This window comes from Stenotrophomonas sp. LMG 10879 (assembly GCF_002750935.1).
In the GTDB taxonomy this organism is placed as follows: Bacteria; Pseudomonadota; Gammaproteobacteria; order Xanthomonadales; family Xanthomonadaceae; genus Stenotrophomonas; species Stenotrophomonas lactitubi_B.
Genome location: NZ_PEJT01000012.1, coordinates 139107 through 155679, shown reverse-complemented (window position 1 = coordinate 155679; position 16573 = coordinate 139107). Strand labels below are relative to the sequence as shown.

The 16573-nt window shown below is 66.7% G+C and carries 15 protein-coding genes; 7 read left to right on the top strand and 8 right to left on the bottom strand.

Annotated elements, in window-relative coordinates; genetic code table 11:
- The first annotated feature begins 325 nt into the window (after nt 1-325).
- Nucleotides 326-991 carry a hypothetical protein gene (locus CR919_RS17645; RefSeq protein WP_099821118.1) on the top strand — a complete coding sequence of 222 codons (666 nt, stop codon included), beginning with the start codon at nt 326-328 and terminating at the stop codon, nt 989-991.
- Between the two features lie 85 nt (nt 992-1076).
- On the opposite strand, the gene CR919_RS17640 is transcribed toward CR919_RS17645, so the two are convergent.
- The 8 genes from CR919_RS17640 to creB form a co-directional block, all read right to left on the bottom strand.
- Nucleotides 1077-1562 (bottom strand): Fur family transcriptional regulator, encoded by a 486-nt coding sequence (locus tag CR919_RS17640; protein ID WP_025879333.1) that lies wholly within the window; start codon nt 1560-1562, stop codon nt 1077-1079.
- A 34-nt stretch (nt 1563-1596) separates the two neighbouring features.
- Nucleotides 1597-3000: a glutamate--tRNA ligase gene (gene gltX / locus CR919_RS17635; RefSeq protein WP_099821117.1), complete on the bottom strand. Its 1404-nt coding sequence runs from the start codon at nt 2998-3000 to the stop codon at nt 1597-1599.
- Between the two features lie 152 nt (nt 3001-3152).
- Nucleotides 3153-4745: a M20/M25/M40 family metallo-hydrolase gene (locus tag CR919_RS17630; protein WP_099821116.1), complete on the bottom strand. Its 1593-nt coding sequence runs from the start codon at nt 4743-4745 to the stop codon at nt 3153-3155.
- Nucleotides 4746-4787: 42 nt separating this feature from the next.
- On the bottom strand, nt 4788-5303 hold the full coding sequence (locus tag CR919_RS17625; protein ID WP_133119637.1) for a hypothetical protein: 516 nt from the start codon (nt 5301-5303) through the stop codon (nt 4788-4790).
- Between the two features lie 50 nt (nt 5304-5353).
- Nucleotides 5354-5764 carry a hypothetical protein gene (locus CR919_RS17620; RefSeq protein ID WP_099821114.1) on the bottom strand — a complete coding sequence of 137 codons (411 nt, stop codon included), beginning with the start codon at nt 5762-5764 and terminating at the stop codon, nt 5354-5356.
- Nucleotides 5765-5774: 10 nt separating this feature from the next.
- Nucleotides 5775-7088 (bottom strand): cell envelope integrity protein CreD, encoded by a 1314-nt coding sequence (creD, locus tag CR919_RS17615; protein ID WP_099821113.1) that lies wholly within the window; start codon nt 7086-7088, stop codon nt 5775-5777.
- 81 nt (nt 7089-7169) lie between these two features.
- Complete coding sequence (creC, locus tag CR919_RS17610) at nt 7170-8630, bottom strand: two-component system sensor histidine kinase CreC (RefSeq protein WP_099821112.1); 1461 nt, start codon at nt 8628-8630, stop codon at nt 7170-7172.
- Between the two features lie 3 nt (nt 8631-8633).
- Entirely contained in the window at nt 8634-9359 is a 726-nt protein-coding gene (gene creB / locus CR919_RS17605; protein ID WP_099821111.1) for a two-component system response regulator CreB, read from the bottom strand.
- 35 nt (nt 9360-9394) lie between these two features.
- Between creB and rlmJ the strand changes: the two genes are divergently transcribed.
- The 6 genes from rlmJ to CR919_RS17575 all read left to right on the top strand — a co-directional run bounded on the left by rlmJ (nt 9395) and on the right by CR919_RS17575 (nt 16534).
- Nucleotides 9395-10252 carry a 23S rRNA (adenine(2030)-N(6))-methyltransferase RlmJ gene (rlmJ, locus tag CR919_RS17600; protein ID WP_099821110.1) on the top strand — a complete coding sequence of 286 codons (858 nt, stop codon included), beginning with the start codon at nt 9395-9397 and terminating at the stop codon, nt 10250-10252.
- A 95-nt stretch (nt 10253-10347) separates the two neighbouring features.
- Complete coding sequence (locus tag CR919_RS17595; RefSeq protein ID WP_025879325.1) at nt 10348-10893, top strand: GNAT family N-acetyltransferase; 546 nt, start codon at nt 10348-10350, stop codon at nt 10891-10893.
- A gap of 126 nt (nt 10894-11019) precedes the next feature.
- Complete coding sequence (gene mfd, locus CR919_RS17590) at nt 11020-14484, top strand: transcription-repair coupling factor (RefSeq protein WP_099821109.1); 3465 nt, start codon at nt 11020-11022, stop codon at nt 14482-14484.
- Between the two features lie 82 nt (nt 14485-14566).
- Nucleotides 14567-15082: a hypothetical protein gene (locus CR919_RS17585; RefSeq protein WP_099821108.1), complete on the top strand. Its 516-nt coding sequence runs from the start codon at nt 14567-14569 to the stop codon at nt 15080-15082.
- Between the two features lie 184 nt (nt 15083-15266).
- Nucleotides 15267-15872: an HD domain-containing phosphohydrolase gene (locus tag CR919_RS17580; RefSeq protein WP_099821107.1), complete on the top strand. Its 606-nt coding sequence runs from the start codon at nt 15267-15269 to the stop codon at nt 15870-15872.
- Nucleotides 15873-15973: 101 nt separating this feature from the next.
- Nucleotides 15974-16534: a hypothetical protein gene (locus CR919_RS17575; RefSeq protein ID WP_099821106.1), complete on the top strand. Its 561-nt coding sequence runs from the start codon at nt 15974-15976 to the stop codon at nt 16532-16534.
- The last annotated feature ends 39 nt before the right edge of the window (nt 16535-16573 follow it).

Sequence of the window (16573 nt, the reverse complement as noted above, 5' to 3'; positions counted from 1 at the left end):
CTGCCCCTCTACAACGACAAGGCGAACCGCCTCGTCCCTCATGCCCTGAGTGATCTGTTTTGCCATGGGTCTACCTCGATGCTCGAAAATGATCCTATCGAGTGTCCAAGTTGATTAGACCACCGCAACCCATCCATGGGGGCTCGTAGGCGCCATCCATGGCGCCTGCGGCCTCGCCTACCCCACCCACCCGGCCACGGACAGGTTCCGTGCGCGTCAGCCACGTGAATCAAAGGATGAAAATCAAAAGCAAAAGCGCGCGGCTCCGCTTTTTTGTAGTGTTGAGCCATGCTCGACTGCTTTGCTGCAGGAACAGACGACAACGATGAAATTCAACGCACTGGCCCGCAAGGCGGCCAAGGGTCCTGCACCACTGCAGCATGGCGGTGCGGTCGAAGTGGAAGACCTGATCGGCTTCGTGCTGGAGCATGGTGCCGAAGGTGCGGCCGAGATTGAACGTCTGTGCGCGCTGCATGGCTGGCGCGAGGAGTTCCAGTACAACGGCGATGGCACGCATTTCGCGCCGATGGCGCCGTGGGCAAGGGCCTGTGCTGCGTTCGGGTACGGCGGCGTGGCGGCGATGTCGCCGCTGCTGGATCAGCCGCGCATGGCGACCTATGCGATCGGGGTGCTGGGAGAGGTGCGCAGCGAGGCTTCGGTTGCCACCCTGCTGGCGTTCTGCAGACAGGCCGATTTCAGCCAGGACGATCCCACGTCAACGCCGTGGCGGGCGTTGGCTGCGTTGAACGTGCTGCTGTCGTTCGACAAGGGTGTGGCGGTGTCTACGGATATCCAACAGACGTTGCTGCAGCGTGTGCAGCGCGCGTGGGGCCAAGCGCCGACGCCGCAACGCCAGTGCATGGCGCTGTATGCCGCGCGCGGCGCACGCGTTGCCGAGGCGTTGGACTGGGTGCAGTCACTGGTGCTGGAGGATGCGGAGTTGATCGCCGCACGCAAGGCAGTGCTGAAGCATCTGCGCAGGCATCTGTGAGATGGGGTCAGATTCCTTTGCCACTGGCAAAGGGATCTGACCCCAATCGCGAGGATGCCGGCCAGCGGCCGGCACTACCGTTTCGTCAGCCGGCGCAGCGGGCGCAGAGCCCGTGCACTTCCAGCGTCTGTGCCTGCGGCTGGAAACCGAGTTCCTTGGCCCGCTTCTCCAGCTGGGTCACGATCTCGCGATCTTCCAGTTCCACCGCGCTGTGGCAGCTGTTGCAGATCAGGAACGGCACCGAATGGGCCGCACTGCTGGGATGGTGGCAGGCCACGAAGGCATTGACCGATTCCAGCTTGTGCACGAAGCCATTGGCCATCAGGAAATCCAGCGCGCGGTACACGGTGGGGGGGGCATCAGCGCCCACACCCTTGCCGTTGCGCACCCACTCCAGCAGCTCGTAGGCCTTGACCGGCTTGCCGGCCTCGGCGATCAGCTTGAGCACGTTGGCGCGGATCGGGGTCAGGCGCAGCCCGCGCTCACGCGAGACACGCTCGACCACCGCCACGAAATCCGAAGCGTCGTGGACATGGTGGTGCGGGGCCGTACAGGCGGTTTTGGCGGACATGCGCGTTCTCCAGTTCGGGCGTGGGCCGGTGGGCTCAGGCCGTTGCTACCTTGGTGATGGCCACATCGATGCGTTTCAAGGCCTGCTCGCGGCCGGCCAGGTACACGGTATGGGAAATGTCAGGACTGACCTGGGTGCCGGTGATGGCCACGCGCAGCGGCTGGGCGACCTTGCCCATGCCCATTTCCAGCGCTGCGGCAGCATCGTGCAGGGCCACGCCGACGGCCTCGGCGGTCCACTCCGGCAGGGCTGCCAGCAGCTCGCGGGCCTTGCCCAGCGGCAGTTCCGCGCCGGCCTTGAAGTGCTTGGCCACCGCCGCTTCATCGTACTCGGTCAGCGGCTGGTACCAGACCACGGCCTTCTCGGCCATTTCCTTCAGGGTCTGCACGCGCTCGCGCAGGGCGATCACCACGTCCACCGGCGCCGGGCCGGCGGCCACGTCCAGCCCCAGCTTCTGCAGCTGGTAGACCAGGTGCGGCGCGATCGCGGCCGGTTCCTCGGTCTTCAGGAAGTGCTGGTTGACCCAGCCCAGCTTGGCCATGTCCAGGCGCGAGGCCTTGGAATTGCAGTCCTTCACATCGAACAGGTCGATCAGCTCCTGGCGGCTGAACAGTTCCTGGTCGCCGTGCGACCAGCCCAGCCGGGCCAGGTAGCTCAGCAGCGCGTCGGGCAGGTAGCCGGCGTCCTTGTACTGCATCACGTCGGCCGCGCCGGTGCGCTTGGACAGCTTGGCACCCTGCTCGTCCAGGATCATCGGCATGTGGCCGAACTTCGGCACCGGCGCGCCGATGCCTTCGTACAGGTTGATCTGGCGCGGGGTGTTGTTGATGTGGTCGTCGCCACGGATGACTTCGGAGATCTTCATGTCCCAGTCATCCACCACCACCGCGAAGTTGTAGGTGGGGTAGCCATCCGGACGGAAGATGACCATGTCATCCAGCTCGCTGTTGGCGATCTCGATGCGGCCCTTGATCAGGTCATCGAACACCACCGTGCCTTCAAGCGGGTTCTTGAAGCGGATGACGCGGTTCGGGTCGTCCCGGTACGGCAGCCCCTGCTCGCGCGCGGCGCCGTTGTAGCGCGGCTTTTCCTGCCTGGCCATCGCGGCCTCGCGCATGGCATCCAGCTCTTCGCGGGTTTCATAGGCGTAGTACGCCTTGCCGTCGGCGATCAGCTGCTCGGCCACTTCCTTGTAACGGGCGACGCGCTCGGTCTGGTAGAACGGGCCTTCGTCGTAGTCCAGGCCCAGCCACTCCATCGCCTCCAGGATGGCGTCGATCGCGCCCTGGGTGCTGCGTTCGCGGTCGGTGTCCTCGATGCGCAGCACGAACTCGCCGCCACGGTGGCGCGCCTCCAGCCAGCAGTACAGCGCGGTGCGGGCGCCACCGATATGCAGGTAGCCGGTGGGACTGGGGGCGAAGCGGGTGCGGCAGGTCATGGAGGGCTCGAGGAACGGGTATCCCCCGATTTTACCAGCCCTCCGTCCCCTGCGGAAAAAGGGGACGGAGGGGATTAAGTCGCTACTCCCCCGCTCCTGCGGGATGCGCGGGCAATGGAGGGGAAATACGACCTGATCCCTCCGTCCCCTTTTCAGGGCTCGGGCTTGCGCGGGAACGGCTGCTCGCGCATGGCGGCGTGGTAGGCGAAGGAGGCAACGATGGCAGCGGCCTGCTTCAGGTCTTCCGGTTCGGCGTGGTCCCAGGTGTCCAGGTGGCTGTGGTGGACGTTGCTGAAATAGTCCAGCTTGTCCTGGATGAACTGGAAGCCCGGCAGGCCGATGCGGTCGAAGCTGATGTGGTCGGTGCTGCCGGTGTTGCGGGTGGCCACGGTGGTTGCACCCACGTCATGGAACGGGGCCAGCCAGGCTTCGAAGATCGGCATCGCCGCCAGGTTTTCCTGTGCGTAGATGCCACGGAAGCGACCCGAGCCGTTGTCCATGTTGAAGTAGACCTGGAACTTGCCGTAGTCGCGGGTCTTCTGCAGGGCACCGGTCGGTTCGCGCAGCGAGGCCGGCAGCGCCTTCTGCGCCGGGTCGGTGGGCTCGGGGAATCGACCGAAGTGCTTGGCCACGTATGCCTGCGAGCCGATCAGTCCCTGTTCCTCGCCACTCCACAGCGCCACGCGGATGGTGCGCTTGGGCTTGGCGCCGCTGGCCTTGAGGATGCGCATGGCCTCCATCATCACCGCCACGCCGGCGGCGTTGTCGGCTGCACCGGTGCCGCTGTGCCAGGAATCCAGGTGCGCACCGATCATCACCACTTCATCGGGCCGGCTGCTGCCACGGATCTCGGCCAGCGTGTTGTAACCGGGCTGGTCGGCCTCGTCGGTGAAGCGTGCGGCCACATCCACGCGCAGGCGCACGCTCTGCTTGGCTTCCAGCGCGCGTACCAGCGGATTGAAGTGCTCGGCGATCATCGCCAGTTCGGGGATGCCGACCGATTCACCGGCCTTGCGCGAGCCGCCACCGGCCACGCGGATGATGCCGTTGTCCCAGCTGCTGATGCTGATCGCGGCCAGCGCACCTTCTTCGACGAAAAACGCGTTGACCTTCGCCGTCAGCGCCTGCTTTTCCTGGTATTCCTTGACCCGCTTGGCGCGGTCGGCGGCCACGTCCTTGTCCTTGGGCAGGGTGAACTCCTGCAGGCCTTCCAGCGAGGTGGCGTCGTGCCGGTGCGAATCGGCGTCGGTGCCACGCTTGTATTCGCGTGCCTCGCCCAGCAGCAGGATCTTGCCGCGCAGCTTGCCGCGATACTTCTCGATGTCCTCAGGCTTCTTGATGTCCACCTGCAGCAGCTCGCCCTCGACCGGGCCGTGGGTGCCCGGCGTCCACGCCTTGGGCAGGGCATGCAGTGGCTGCACGCGATCGCCCAGCATCTCTACGCTGGCCGAGGTGAATTCCCAGCCACGGCCGAATTCGTCGAAGGCTTCGTCATGGACATTGTCCAGCTTCCATTCGCTGAACTTGCCGCGGGTCCAGGCGTTGGCGCGGCCCATCGCCGGCGAGTTGGTCAGGCGCGGCCCGATGCGTTCGGTGAGGTAGCTGAAGGTGTCCATCACCTGCGATTTGTGGAACGCCTGCTGGCGGATCTTGCCGACCATGTCCAGGTCCACCGGCTCGCGCTGCTGCGCCACCGCATTGCTAGCCATCGCCAGCGCTACTGCCAGCACGCCCCACTTCAGCACATCGCACCCCTGCCCTTCGGCTCGATCATCCAGCCCTCGAGTCTAGCCAGCAGGGGCAGCGCTGATACCGTCCCATCGGTCATGGGCGGCAGCGTCTCTAACCGGAACATCGAGGCGGAATTCACTGAATCCACTGAACTCCAACAGGATCGAACCCTCCGTAAAGGCCAGTTCATGCCGGAATCCCTGCCCATCCGCCGGCACCATCTCCTCGACCAGCAGGTCCCCGAATCCGTCGTCAGGGCCACCTGACTTGTCCAGACGCAGCCGGGTAATCCGTTGATAACACAGCTCGATGCGGCCGCCCCACGCCCCTTCAAGAACCAGCACCACCTCGTTGCCACGACCGGCGACGCTCTCTGCCTCGCGTATGACCAGCTCTTGCAGTCTGGCATCATGCAGACAGCGTGGATCTTGGAAATCATAGCGCCAGGGCGCGCCCACAAATGCCCGGATCGCTTCGGGAAGCCCAGCTTCAATGCGCGCGACGTGAGCATCCCATCCTGAGGCATCAATGTCATAGCCGTCGCGGGTTTCGGTCAACACAACAATGTCCATGTGCATGTAGTCCTGTGGTGCTCCTGGATCGAGTTCCATTCTGCCAGTTGTCACCCGCTCCACCCCAGCCACAGCTGCGCACGCTCCGGCAGCAGCAGCAACCAATGCCGCTGGTCGATGCTGCTGCAGCCGAACACGGCGGCATGTTCCGGCCAGTCCGCAGGCAGCCCGTCGATGCCGATCTCCGACAATGCCGCCGCCCCGGCCTTCCATGGCCGGTAACGCGGCACCTTGCCCGCGAGGGCGCCGCGTCCATGCCGCGCCTCCCGCAACCAGTCCAGCCCACGCCGCTGCAATCCCTCGCAGGTGATGGCGGCCAGCTGGAAGCGGACCAGGCCGGGCGCGATCCGTGCCCCCGGCAACGCCGCCAACACCCCATGCGCCTGCAGCAGCGCATCCACTTCCAGCAGGGCGGGAATGCCCTGTCGTGCCCGTTGCTGCAATCCTTGGCGCCAACCCATGGCCTGCTCCTTACTTCTGCTCGGCCAGGGCGTACCAGTCGACCCGACGGGTCACCCACATCGCCAGCGCCAGGATCACGAACAGCAGCAGCGAGCCCATCAGCAGCGCATTGTTTTCCGACACCAGCAGCCCATACAGCGCGCCATACAGCACCGTCAGCATCGCGGCGAAGCCCAGGCCCCGCTTCCAGTGACCCAGCACGTTGGCCAGGTACACCGCCTGCAGGCTGATACAGGCCAGCGCCGAGACCAGGTAGGCCTGCCAGAAGGCGATGTGCTCGGACAGGCTGATCAGCAGCAGGAAGAAGATCGCCAGCGCCAGGCCGACCATCAGGTACTGCAGCGGGTGGATGCGCAGCGACTTGATCAGCTCGAACAGGATGAAGCCAACGAACGTCAGCACCACGAACAGCACGCCGTACTTGGAAGCGCGGTCGGCCTGGGTATAGGTATCGACCGGGTCCACCAGCGAGACCTGCACCGCCTGCGCGTCCAGGTCATCGCCCTCGTGCAGTCGCTGCTGCGCGTCCGATGCCAGCGAGGACACGGCCCAACGTGCATCGAAGCCCTGTGCATCCACACGCCGCTCGTTCGGCAGGAACGCACCGGCAAACGACGGGTGTGGCCAGCTGGAGCGCAGCGCGATCTGGTTGTCATCGCCCACCGGCACCACCGACAGCGAGCGGCTGCCATCGAGCTGCAGTTCCAGTTCCACGCTGCTGGCCGCCAAGGTGCCTCCGCTGCGCGAGATGCCGGCGATCGGCGCATGCAGCCCACGGCCCAGTGCGGATGCGCCGGCCACGCCCGGCAGCAGCTTGACCTGCTGTCCATCAACGCGCAGGTTCGGCGTACCGACCAGGCCACGTGCATCAGACACGCCCAGTGCGATATAGGCCTCGCCATAGGTCGTGCCATCGTGCTCCGGGTAGTCATCCTCGCTGAAGGTCGCCTTGAGCTGGCCATTCCAGCTGTACACCGGCACCTTGAACAGGCCGACCGAACGCTGGCTGGGCAGCAGCTCGCCGCTGATCTGCAGGGTGGCCGGCGGCTGCAACCAGTAGCCCTGGGTGGTCTGCAGCTCGGTCTTCTTGTTGCCCTGTGCATCGACCACCTCCACCTGCTCGCGCTTGGACCACGGCACCACGCGCACCGGTCCGACCACGCGCTGGGTCCCGGCACGGCTTTCGGCCACCCGCGAGTAGGCCTCTTCGCGATAGGCGCTGCGCTCGGTGATGACGCTGCGGATCAGGAACAGCGGGATCAGCAGCAGCAGGATCAGGCCGCCGACAATGGCGAACCGCAGCAGCATCTTCAGGGATTTCATCGTCCGTCCTCGTTGGAGAGGACTGCAGGATGGACGCCTGCGGTGAGCAGGGTTTGTGGCGAAGTTGAAGCGAGTGTGAAGTCAGCGCCGCGGGCGCTGCCCCGATATCGCCAGCGGCAGCCACAGGCTGGCCACGGTGCCGCCATCTTCGCGCGGCTGCAGGCTGGCGCGGCCGTCATGCAGGCGCGCGACTTCCTGCACGAAGGGCAGGCCGAGGCCGGAACTGCGGCGGCCGGTGGCGGGTCGGGCCAGCGAATAGAAGCGTTCGAATACGCGCTCGCGTGCGTAATCGGGAATGCCCGCGCCACGGTCGGCAACCCGCAGGCGTACACCCTGCCCGTCCACCTGCGCATCCAGCTGCACCTGTGCGCCGGGTGGCGAGAACGCAATGGCGTTGTCGATCAGGTTGTGCAGCGCCTGTCGCAGCAGATAGCCGTCACCCTGCACGCGCAGGTCGGGCACCTGGTCGATATGCAGCTGGACACCGGCGGCCTGCGCGCGCACCTGCGCCGCCGCGGCGGCTTCCTGCAGCAGCGCGGGCAAGGCAATCGGATCACGGGTCTGCAGCCAGCCGTGCTGCTCGACCTCAGCCAGCGCCAGCAGCTTGTCGATGGTTTCGGTCAACCGCTCCTGCTGGTCGACGATGCTGCGTGCGAAATGCGCACGGTCAGCGTCGGCCATCGGCTCCTGCAGCAGTTCGGCGGCACCACGGATCGCCGCCAACGGGCTTTTCATCTCGTGGGTCAGCGATTGCACGTACTGTTCGACGTACGCCTTGCCTTCCAGCTTGCGCCGCATCGTCTCCAGGGCCTGGCCAAGCTCGCCGATCTCATCGTTGCGGCGCTTCGGCGGCGGCACCGGTTCGCCGGCGCTGACCGCCCGTGCGTAGCGGCTGAGCTGGCCCAGGCCGTTGGTCAGCCACATGGTCACCAGCACGCCCACCAGCGCTGAGAGCCCAATCAGCCACGCGCCGCGCTCGATGATGGCGCGCTGGCTGGCGGCGATGAACGGATCGATGCTGCGGTTGGGCTGGGCCAGGCTGAGCACGCCGATCAGGGTGCTGCCATCGGCCGGGTCGTACACCGGCGCGGCCACGTGCATCACCGTGTTGCTGTCATCGCCCGGCGTTTCCGGGCTGGAGCGCGCGCCGTACTCGCCGCGCAGCGTGCGATAGACGTCATTCCAGCGCGAGTTGTCGCGACCCACGTCGCGGCCCAGCGAATCGTAGATCACGATGCCCTTGGCGTCGGTGATCGTCACCCGGTAGTCCAGCGCACGCTTGGGGAAGCGCCAGACCATCGCCTTCAGGTCGCGCTGCCGGGCCTTGGCCAGGTTGCGGGTGAAGCTGCCGTTGCGGATGGTGCCGGCCTTGACGTCGGCGGCAGCCATCTCGGCCAGCACATTGGCCGCGTCCACCAGGGTCGATTCCATCGCCTGGCGCACGCCCGGCTTCACTTCATTGACGAACACGCGCATCACGAAGAACGCGGCGATGCCCACGATCAGGAAGAAGCCCAGGAACAGTTTCAGGACCAGACGCACCCGTCAGACCTCCAGGGCGTAGCCGAGGCCGCGATGGGTGCGGATCGGCTCACCGCTTGCGCCGGCCGCCCGCAGCTTGGCGCGCAGCGTCTTGACGTGGGTATCGACGGTGCGGTCGGCACTGTCGGCGGCGCTGTCCCAGCCACGGTCCATCAGCTGGGCACGGCTGAGGATCGCGCCGGGGCGCTGCAGCAGCGCTTCCAGCAGGGCATATTCATAGCGGGTCAGGTCCAGCGCGTGGCCCTGGAAGCGGATGCGGCGGCCTTCACGATCGATGGCGAAGGCACCATGTTCCTGCCAGCCGGTCTCGGCGCCCGGGGCGGTCGGAGCGGGCGTGGCACGCCGCAGCCGGGCACGCACCCGCGCCACCAGCTCGCGCGGCGAGAACGGCTTGGCCATGTAGTCGTCGGCCCCCAGCTCCAGGCCCAGCACGCGGTCGAGTTCGTCGTTGCGTGCGGTCAGGAAGATCACCGGCACCTGCGCCACCGGCCCCGGCAGGGCGCGCAGCCGGCGACAGACCTCAAAACCACTGAGGTCCGGCAGGCCGACATCCAGCACCACCAGGTCGATATCGCCGGCCTGCAGCTGCTGCAGGGCCAGCCCGCCCAGCAGGCAATGGCTGGCCGCATAGCCTTCGCTGCGCAGCGCATAGAGCACGGTTTCGGCGATGGCCGCTTCGTCTTCAACCACCAGGACATGGGTAACAGGCGCTGTCATGGCGCGCAGCATAGCCGCTGCGGCCCTTGCCCCGTACACTGCCGCCCATGAACTATCGCCACGCCTTCCACGCCGGCAACCACGCCGATGTCCTCAAGCACATCGTGCAGCTGGCCCTGATCGACAGCTTCAAGCGCAAGGACAGCCCGTTCTTCGTGCTCGACACCCACGGCGGTGCCGGCCGCTACCTGCTGGCCAGCGAAGAAAGCCGCAAGACCCTGGAAGCCGAATCCGGGGTCATGCGGCTGATGGCCCAGCCCAAGCTGCCGGAGGTGGTCGAGCGCTACCTCAAGGCAGTGCAGGCCGACAATCCGGTCGGCGCGATGATCGCCTACCCCGGCTCGCCGCTGCTCAGCGCGCAGGCCATGCGCCCGCAGGACCGGATGGCGGTGTGCGAGCTGCAGGAGGACGAAGCCGCGTCGCTGAAGACCCTGTTCGCCCATGACAACCGCGTCGGCGTACACCCCGGTGACGGCTACGCACTGCTGCGCTCGCTGCTGCCGCCCAAGGCCAACGGCGCCAAGATCGGCCGCGGCCTGGTCCTGATCGACCCGCCCTACGAGGCCCAGGACGCCGAGTACCAGGCCATCCTGGCCGCGCTGGCCGAGACCCTGGCGCGCTGGCCGCAGGCCACCTGTGCGGTCTGGTTCCCGATCAAGCAGCGCCGCACCATCCTGCATTTCCTGCGCAAGGCCACCGCACTGCCGGTGAAGTCGGCGATGACCATCGAGTTCCTGGTGCGCCCGGACGACTCGCCGCTGCGCCTCAACGGCAGTGGCATGCTGGTGCTCAATGCGCCCTGGCAGTTCGACCGCGTGGTCGGCCCGGCCCTGCCGGCGCTGCGCCAGCATCTGGGCGAACCCGGTGCCAGCACCCGCCTGGACTGGCTGAAGACGGCCGAATAAGGGCCTTCACGAGGCTGTACGACCGTGAGCCTTTCGTTCACGGAATACGGCCCCGGTGATGACACAATCGATGGACCACCAAGGAATCACCCGGTATGGCCACTCGCAACCGCATGCCGCCCTGGCATGAGATCTTCAAGGCTCCCAGCGGCCACGAGCTGCTGATCCGCCCCATCCGCCCGGAAGATGGCGCGCCGCTGCAGGCCGCCTTCAGCCTGTTCGGGCCGGAAGAAATCCGTGACCGTTTCCTGCAGTCGGTGACCGAGCTGTCGCCGGAAACCACCCAGCGCCTGACCCACCCCAATCCGAAAACCGAGATCACCCTGGTCGCCGCCGAGTCGCTGCCGGCCGGTGAGGCCGTGGTCGGCGCGGTGGCCCGTGCCTCGATCATCCCCGGTACCCGTGAAGCCGAGTACGCGATCCTGATCAGCCGGTTCCTGATCGGCCAGGGCCTGGGCCGCCAGCTGATGCGCAAGCTGGTGAAATGGGGCCGCGGCAAGTACCTGGACCGCCTGTACGGCGATGTTGCCGCCGAGAACGAGCCGATGAAGCAGCTGGCCGCCTCGCTGGGCTTCAAGCCGGTGCCGCACCCGAACGGGGCCGAGGGCCTGGTGCGGATGGTGCTGGAGCTGGACAACTGACGGGAGCGCCGGGCCCTGCCCGGCGATGTTGATCCGACCGCTGCGCTCGCCGGGCATGGCCCGGCGCTACCCCGGTCACGTAACAATCATGGGCCCGGCGGGGGCTTCTGCTAAAATCCGCAGTTCATGTCGCGTACTCCCTACCCCGCCCCGCCGCTGCCCCGTGCCGGCCAGCTCCGCGCCTGGTGGCGCGCCCCCGCCTCGCCCACTGCCCTGGCCTGGTATCTGGCCCAGGCCGCGCGCACGCATGACGCCCCGGTACTGGTGGTGGCCCGTGACAACCACGGTGCCAACCAGCTCGAAGCGGACCTGCATACCCTGCTGGGAGGCGACCCGAGCCTGCCGGTGGTGGCGTTCCCGGATTGGGAAACGCTGCCCTACGACCGCTTCAGCCCGCACCCGGACATCATTTCGCAGCGCCTGTCGGCCCTGCACCGCCTGCCTACGCTGAAGCGTGGTCTGGTGGTGGTGCCGGTGCAGACCCTGCTGCAGCAGCTGGCGCCCCGCAGCTACGTCATCGGCGGCAGCTTCAATCTTGAAGTCGGCCAGCGCCTGGACCTGGAAGCGGAGAAGCGTCGCCTCGAAAGCGCCGGTTACCGCAACGTGCCGCAGGTGATGGACCCGGGTGACTTCGCCGTGCGCGGTGGCCTGCTTGACGTCTACCCGATGGGTGCCGACGAGCCGCTGCGGGTGGAGCTGCTGGACGAGGACATCGATTCGATCCGTGCGTTCGATCCGGAAAGCCAGCGCTCGCTGGACAAGGTCGAGGCGGTGCACATGCTGCCCGGTCGCGAAGTGCCGATGGACGACGCCAGCATCGCCCGGGTGCTGGCCACCCTGCGCGAGCGCTTCGACGTCGATACCCGCCGCAGTTCGCTGTACCAGGACCTGAAATCGGGCCTGGCGCCGGCCGGCATCGAGTACTACCTGCCGCTGTTCTTCGAGCGCACCGCCACCCTGTTCGACTACCTGCCGGGCGGCAGCCTGCCGGTGGTCTGCGTCGGCGCCGCTGAAGCGGCAGAGACCTTCTGGACGCAGACCGGCGAACGCTACGAGCAACGCCGCCATGATGTTGAACGGCCGCTGCTGCCACCGTCGGCGCTGTACCTGTCGCCGGACCTGCTGCGCGAGCGCCTGAACGACGCACCGCGCATCGAGGTCTGGGCTGCAGATCACGCGCGCATTGCCGAGGCGCATGCGCTGGGCGACCAGCCGTTGCCGCCGCTGCCGGTGGCCGCGCGCGAAGCACCAGCCGGTGACGCACTGAAATCCTTCCTCGGCCATTACCCCGGCCGTGTGCTGATTGCCGCCGATTCGCCCGGCCGCCGCGAGGCCCTGCTGGAAGTGCTGCAGGCCGCCGAGCTGAAGCCGCCGGTGGTGGCCGACCTGCTGTCCTTCCTCGCCAGCGACGAACGCTTCGCCATTGCCGTGGCGCCGCTGGAAGACGGCTTCGCCCTGGATGCGCCGCACATCGCGGTGCTGACCGAGCGCCAGCTGTTCCCCGAGCGCGCAGGCAGCACGCGCCGCACGCGCCGTGCCGGACGTGAGCCGGAAGCGATCATCCGCGATCTCGGCGAGCTGACCGAAGGCGCGCCGATCGTGCACGAGGACCATGGTGTCGGCCGCTATCGCGGACTGATCGCGATGGACGTCGGCGGCATGCCCGGCGAGTTCCTGGAAATCGAATACGCCAAGGGCGACCGGCTGTACGTGCCGGTCGCGCAGCTGCACCTGATCAGCCGCTATTCCGGCGCCTCGGCCGAGACCGCCCCCCTGCATTCGCTGGGTGGCGAGCAGTGGAGCAAGGCCAAGCGCAAGGCCGCCGAGAAGGTGCGCGATGTAGCCGCCGAACTGCTGGAAATCCAGGCCCGCCGCCAGGCGCGTGCCGGACTGGCACTACAGGTTGACCGCGCGATGTACGAGCCGTTCGCTGCCGGTTTCCCGTTCGAGGAAACCCCGGACCAGCTGGCCGCCATCGACGCCACCCTGCGTGACCTGGCCAGCAGCCAGCCGATGGACCGCGTGGTCTGCGGCGACGTGGGCTTCGGCAAGACCGAAGTCGCGGTGCGTGCCGCATTCGCCGCCGCCAGCGCCGGCAAGCAGGTGGCGGTGCTGGTGCCGACCACGCTGCTGGCCGAACAGCATTACCGCAATTTCCGCGACCGCTTCGCCGACTATCCGATGAAGGTCGAGGTGCTGTCGCGCTTCAAGAGCACCAAGGAAATCAAGGCCGAGCTGGAGAAGGTCGCCGCCGGCACCATCGACGTCATCGTCGGCACCCATCGCCTGCTGCAGCCGGACGTGAAGTTCAAGGACCTGGGCATGGTCGTCGTCGACGAGGAGCAGCGCTTCGGCGTGCGCCAGAAGGAGGCGCTGAAGGCACTGCGTGCCAACGTGCACCTGCTGACCCTGACCGCTACGCCGATCCCGCGCACGCTGAACATGGCCATGGCCGGCCTGCGCGATCTGTCGATCATCGCCACCCCGCCGCCGAACCGGCTGGCGGTGCAGACCTTCATCACCCAGTGGGACAACGCGCTGCTGCGTGAAGCCTTCCAGCGCGAGCTGGCACGCGGTGGCCAGCTGTATTTCCTGCACAACGACGTGGAAAGCATCGGCCGCATGCAGCGTGAGCTGTCCGAACTTGTGCCCGAAGCGCGCATCGGCATCGCCCATGGGCAGATGCCCGAGCGCGAGCTGGAAAAGGTGATGCTGGACTTCCAGAAGCAGCGCTTCAACGTGCTGCTGTCGACCACGATCATCGAATCGGGCATCGACATCCCCAACGCCAACACCATCATCATCAACCGTGCCGACCGCTTCGGCCTGGCCCAGCTGCATCAGCTGCGTGGCCGCGTCGGTCGTTCGCACCACCGCGCCTATGCCTATCTGGTTGTACCGGACCGTCGCTCGATCACGCCCGACGCGGAAAAGCGCCTGGAAGCGATCGCATCGATGGACGAACTGGGTGCCGGCTTCACCCTGGCCACCCACGATCTGGAAATCCGCGGTGCCGGTGAACTGCTGGGCGAGGACCAGAGCGGGCAGATGGCCGAAGTGGGCTTCAGCCTGTACACCGAGCTGCTGGAACGCGCCGTGCGCAGCATCAAGCAGGGCCATCTGCCCGACATCGATGCCGGCGAAGAAGCGCGTGGCGCCGAGGTCGAGCTGCATGTGCCGGCGCTGATTCCGGACGACTACCTGCCGGACGTGCATACCCGCCTGACGCTGTACAAGCGCATTTCCAGCGCGCGCGACAGCGATGCGCTGCGCGAGCTGCAGGTGGAGATGATCGATCGTTTCGGCCTGCTGCCGGATGCGGCCAAGAACCTGTTCGCCATCGCCGAGCTGAAGCTGCAGGCCAGCATGCTGGGCATCCGCAAGCTGGACCTGGGCGAGAACGGCGGTCGCATCGTGTTCGAATCCAAGCCAAACATCGACCCGATGGCGGTGATCCAACTGATCCAGAAACAACCGAACCTCTATGCCATGGACGGTCCGGACAAGCTGCGCGTCAAGCATCCGCTGCCGCTGCCCGAAGACCGCTTCAATGCCGCACGCGCGCTGCTGTTGACCCTGGCCCTGCGCTGATCGATCTCCAAGTTACCGGTCCGCCGCGGGCGGCAGACCGGTACCCTTTCCGTTTACCGCGCCCGCGACAAGGAGTGTTGCCGTGAATCGTTTCGCCCCCCTTCTGCTTGCCACCAGCCTGGGCCTGCTTGCCGCCTGCCACAGCGGCATGAGCAACCGCGATTACCTGCTTGAGAATGTCGCCAGCTGGAACGGGACGGTCAGCATGGTCGAGCAATGGACCAACGGCCCGAACGGCGAGTCCTTCCATGCGTCGCTGCAGGATGGCAAGAGCATGCAGCAGCATCGCTTCGGCCTGAAGAACGCGCACAAGGAAATCGCCGACCGGCTGGTCTTCGTCCAGCAGTTCACCCATGGCAAGGACGCCGATGCACTGCACCAGAACCTGCTCGATTCCCTGAAGAGCACCGAACAGATGTTCGCGGTGATGGAACAGCTGGCGGCCCTGCCCGATGGCTACAGCGAAGAACAGGTCACCCCGCTGCTGCAGACGCTGGATGAGGCCGTGAGCAAAATGGACGAAGACATGCAGACCCTGAGCGACGCGCAGGACGCCTTCGCCAAAGCCCATCGCATCCACCTGCAGACCACCGGCTGATCCACGCCGCCCCGGTTGCCGATGCGGCCGGGGCGACGATACGCTGCACGACTGAACGCATGGCCCCACGCGATACCGTCGATGCGCCCCGCGCAACACCGATGCGGGTACCCTATGCGCCGCCCCGGCCCGCTCTTGCGGGCCTTTCCGTTTCCTGCGTGGCTTCGCCGCGCCGCCAGTCCCGATGCCCCAGCCCAGACCTCCCGACCTCCTGCACGCGCAGGCCTGCCTGATCGACGCCCTGTCGATGTCGCTGCAGATGCGTGATGCCTATACCCGCCACCACTGCGACCGCGTGGGCCTTCTTGCACAGCACCTCGCCCTGCACTGCGACCTGGATGAGGAGGCCTGTACGCAGGTCGGCCTGGCCGCGCGCTTCCACGATATCGGCAAGATCGGCATTCCCGACGACGTACTGCTGAGCCCGCGCCGGCACAACGATGAAGAGCGCGCGATCATGCGCGAACATCCGGTACGTGGCGAACACATCTTCCTGGCCACCGGTCGCAGCGATGCCGCGCCGGTCGCGCGCCTGATCCGTGCCCACCATGAAGCGTTCGACGGCAGCGGCTATCCCGATGGCCTGCAGGGCGAGAACATCCCGCTGGGCGCACGCATCGTCACCATCGTCGATGCTTACGATGCGATGACCAGTGCACGTCCCTATCGCGCAGCGATGGAGCATGAGACGGTGCTGCGGATACTCGATGAGCAGGCCGGTGGCACGATCGACCCCTACGTACTGCAACGTTTCCACGGCATGCTCAAGCACGAGCCGGCGCTGGCCTGAGCATTCACCGGCTGGGCTGCGCCTCGCTTGCGCAGCCGCGGCAATCCTCGCAAGCTGATCGTCGGCCAAAGACGGTCGCCTGCTTACGAGGAGTACCACCCATGAAAGGAAACACCCGCACCCCCGCACCGCTGGGACTGTTGCTGTTGGCCCTGGCGCCGTTCGCACAGGCCCAGCAGGAGGGCAACGCCTCCGCTGCCACCTGCCTCTCGCGCAGCGAGGTCACCGCCGGCACCTCACCCGCCGCGCTGATGAACGCCCTGCCCCGCTGCGTGCAGGATGGGCGCATGCAGGACGCCATCGATCTCTACAACATCGCTGGCGTATTCGCCCATTTCGATCGCCAGCGGGTCGCTGACGAAACCGGACACAGTGCCTACAACGGGCTGAAGGCGATGGCGGGTTCGGCGATGGGCGAGGAGAATCTCGGCCGCTTCGACAGCGCCTTGAAGGCGCAGCTGTCCCCCGACAAGGCACCCGCCTATGTCGCTGGCATCTGCAGCTTCAGCAAGCGCGTGGGGCCGCCCTCGTACACCCCCACCTACATGCTGGCCCATGGCATGTCCAACTTCACCGGCACGGGGGGCGGGCTGGTGCCGGGCTTCGAGCCGGCCAGCGCATGGCAGGCGACGTTGTCGCAGTACCTGAAGTGCCCGGCCTGAGCCGCAGCCGCTTGTAGGCGACCGCAATGAAAAGGCCCG

What these genes read in the sequence shown, in the direction of transcription:
- CR919_RS17645 (WP_099821118.1), top strand. Translation starts at nt 326, where the DNA reads ATGAAATTCAACGCACTGGCCCGCAAGGCGGCCAAGGGTCCTGCACCA.
- CR919_RS17640 (WP_025879333.1), bottom strand. Translation starts at nt 1,562, where the DNA reads ATGTCCGCCAAAACCGCCTGTACGGCCCCGCACCACCATGTCCACGAC.
- gltX (WP_099821117.1), bottom strand. Translation starts at nt 3,000, where the DNA reads ATGACCTGCCGCACCCGCTTCGCCCCCAGTCCCACCGGCTACCTGCAT.
- CR919_RS17625 (WP_133119637.1), bottom strand. Translation starts at nt 5,303, where the DNA reads ATGGACATTGTTGTGTTGACCGAAACCCGCGACGGCTATGACATTGAT.
- CR919_RS17620 (WP_099821114.1), bottom strand. Translation starts at nt 5,764, where the DNA reads ATGGGTTGGCGCCAAGGATTGCAGCAACGGGCACGACAGGGCATTCCC.
- creD (WP_099821113.1), bottom strand. Translation starts at nt 7,088, where the DNA reads ATGAAATCCCTGAAGATGCTGCTGCGGTTCGCCATTGTCGGCGGCCTG.
- creB (WP_099821111.1), bottom strand. Translation starts at nt 9,359, where the DNA reads ATGCTGCGCGCCATGACAGCGCCTGTTACCCATGTCCTGGTGGTTGAA.
- rlmJ (WP_099821110.1), top strand. Translation starts at nt 9,395, where the DNA reads ATGAACTATCGCCACGCCTTCCACGCCGGCAACCACGCCGATGTCCTC.
- CR919_RS17595 (WP_025879325.1), top strand. Translation starts at nt 10,348, where the DNA reads ATGGCCACTCGCAACCGCATGCCGCCCTGGCATGAGATCTTCAAGGCT.
- mfd (WP_099821109.1), top strand. Translation starts at nt 11,020, where the DNA reads ATGTCGCGTACTCCCTACCCCGCCCCGCCGCTGCCCCGTGCCGGCCAG.
- CR919_RS17580 (WP_099821107.1), top strand. Translation starts at nt 15,267, where the DNA reads ATGCCCCAGCCCAGACCTCCCGACCTCCTGCACGCGCAGGCCTGCCTG.
- CR919_RS17575 (WP_099821106.1), top strand. Translation starts at nt 15,974, where the DNA reads ATGAAAGGAAACACCCGCACCCCCGCACCGCTGGGACTGTTGCTGTTG.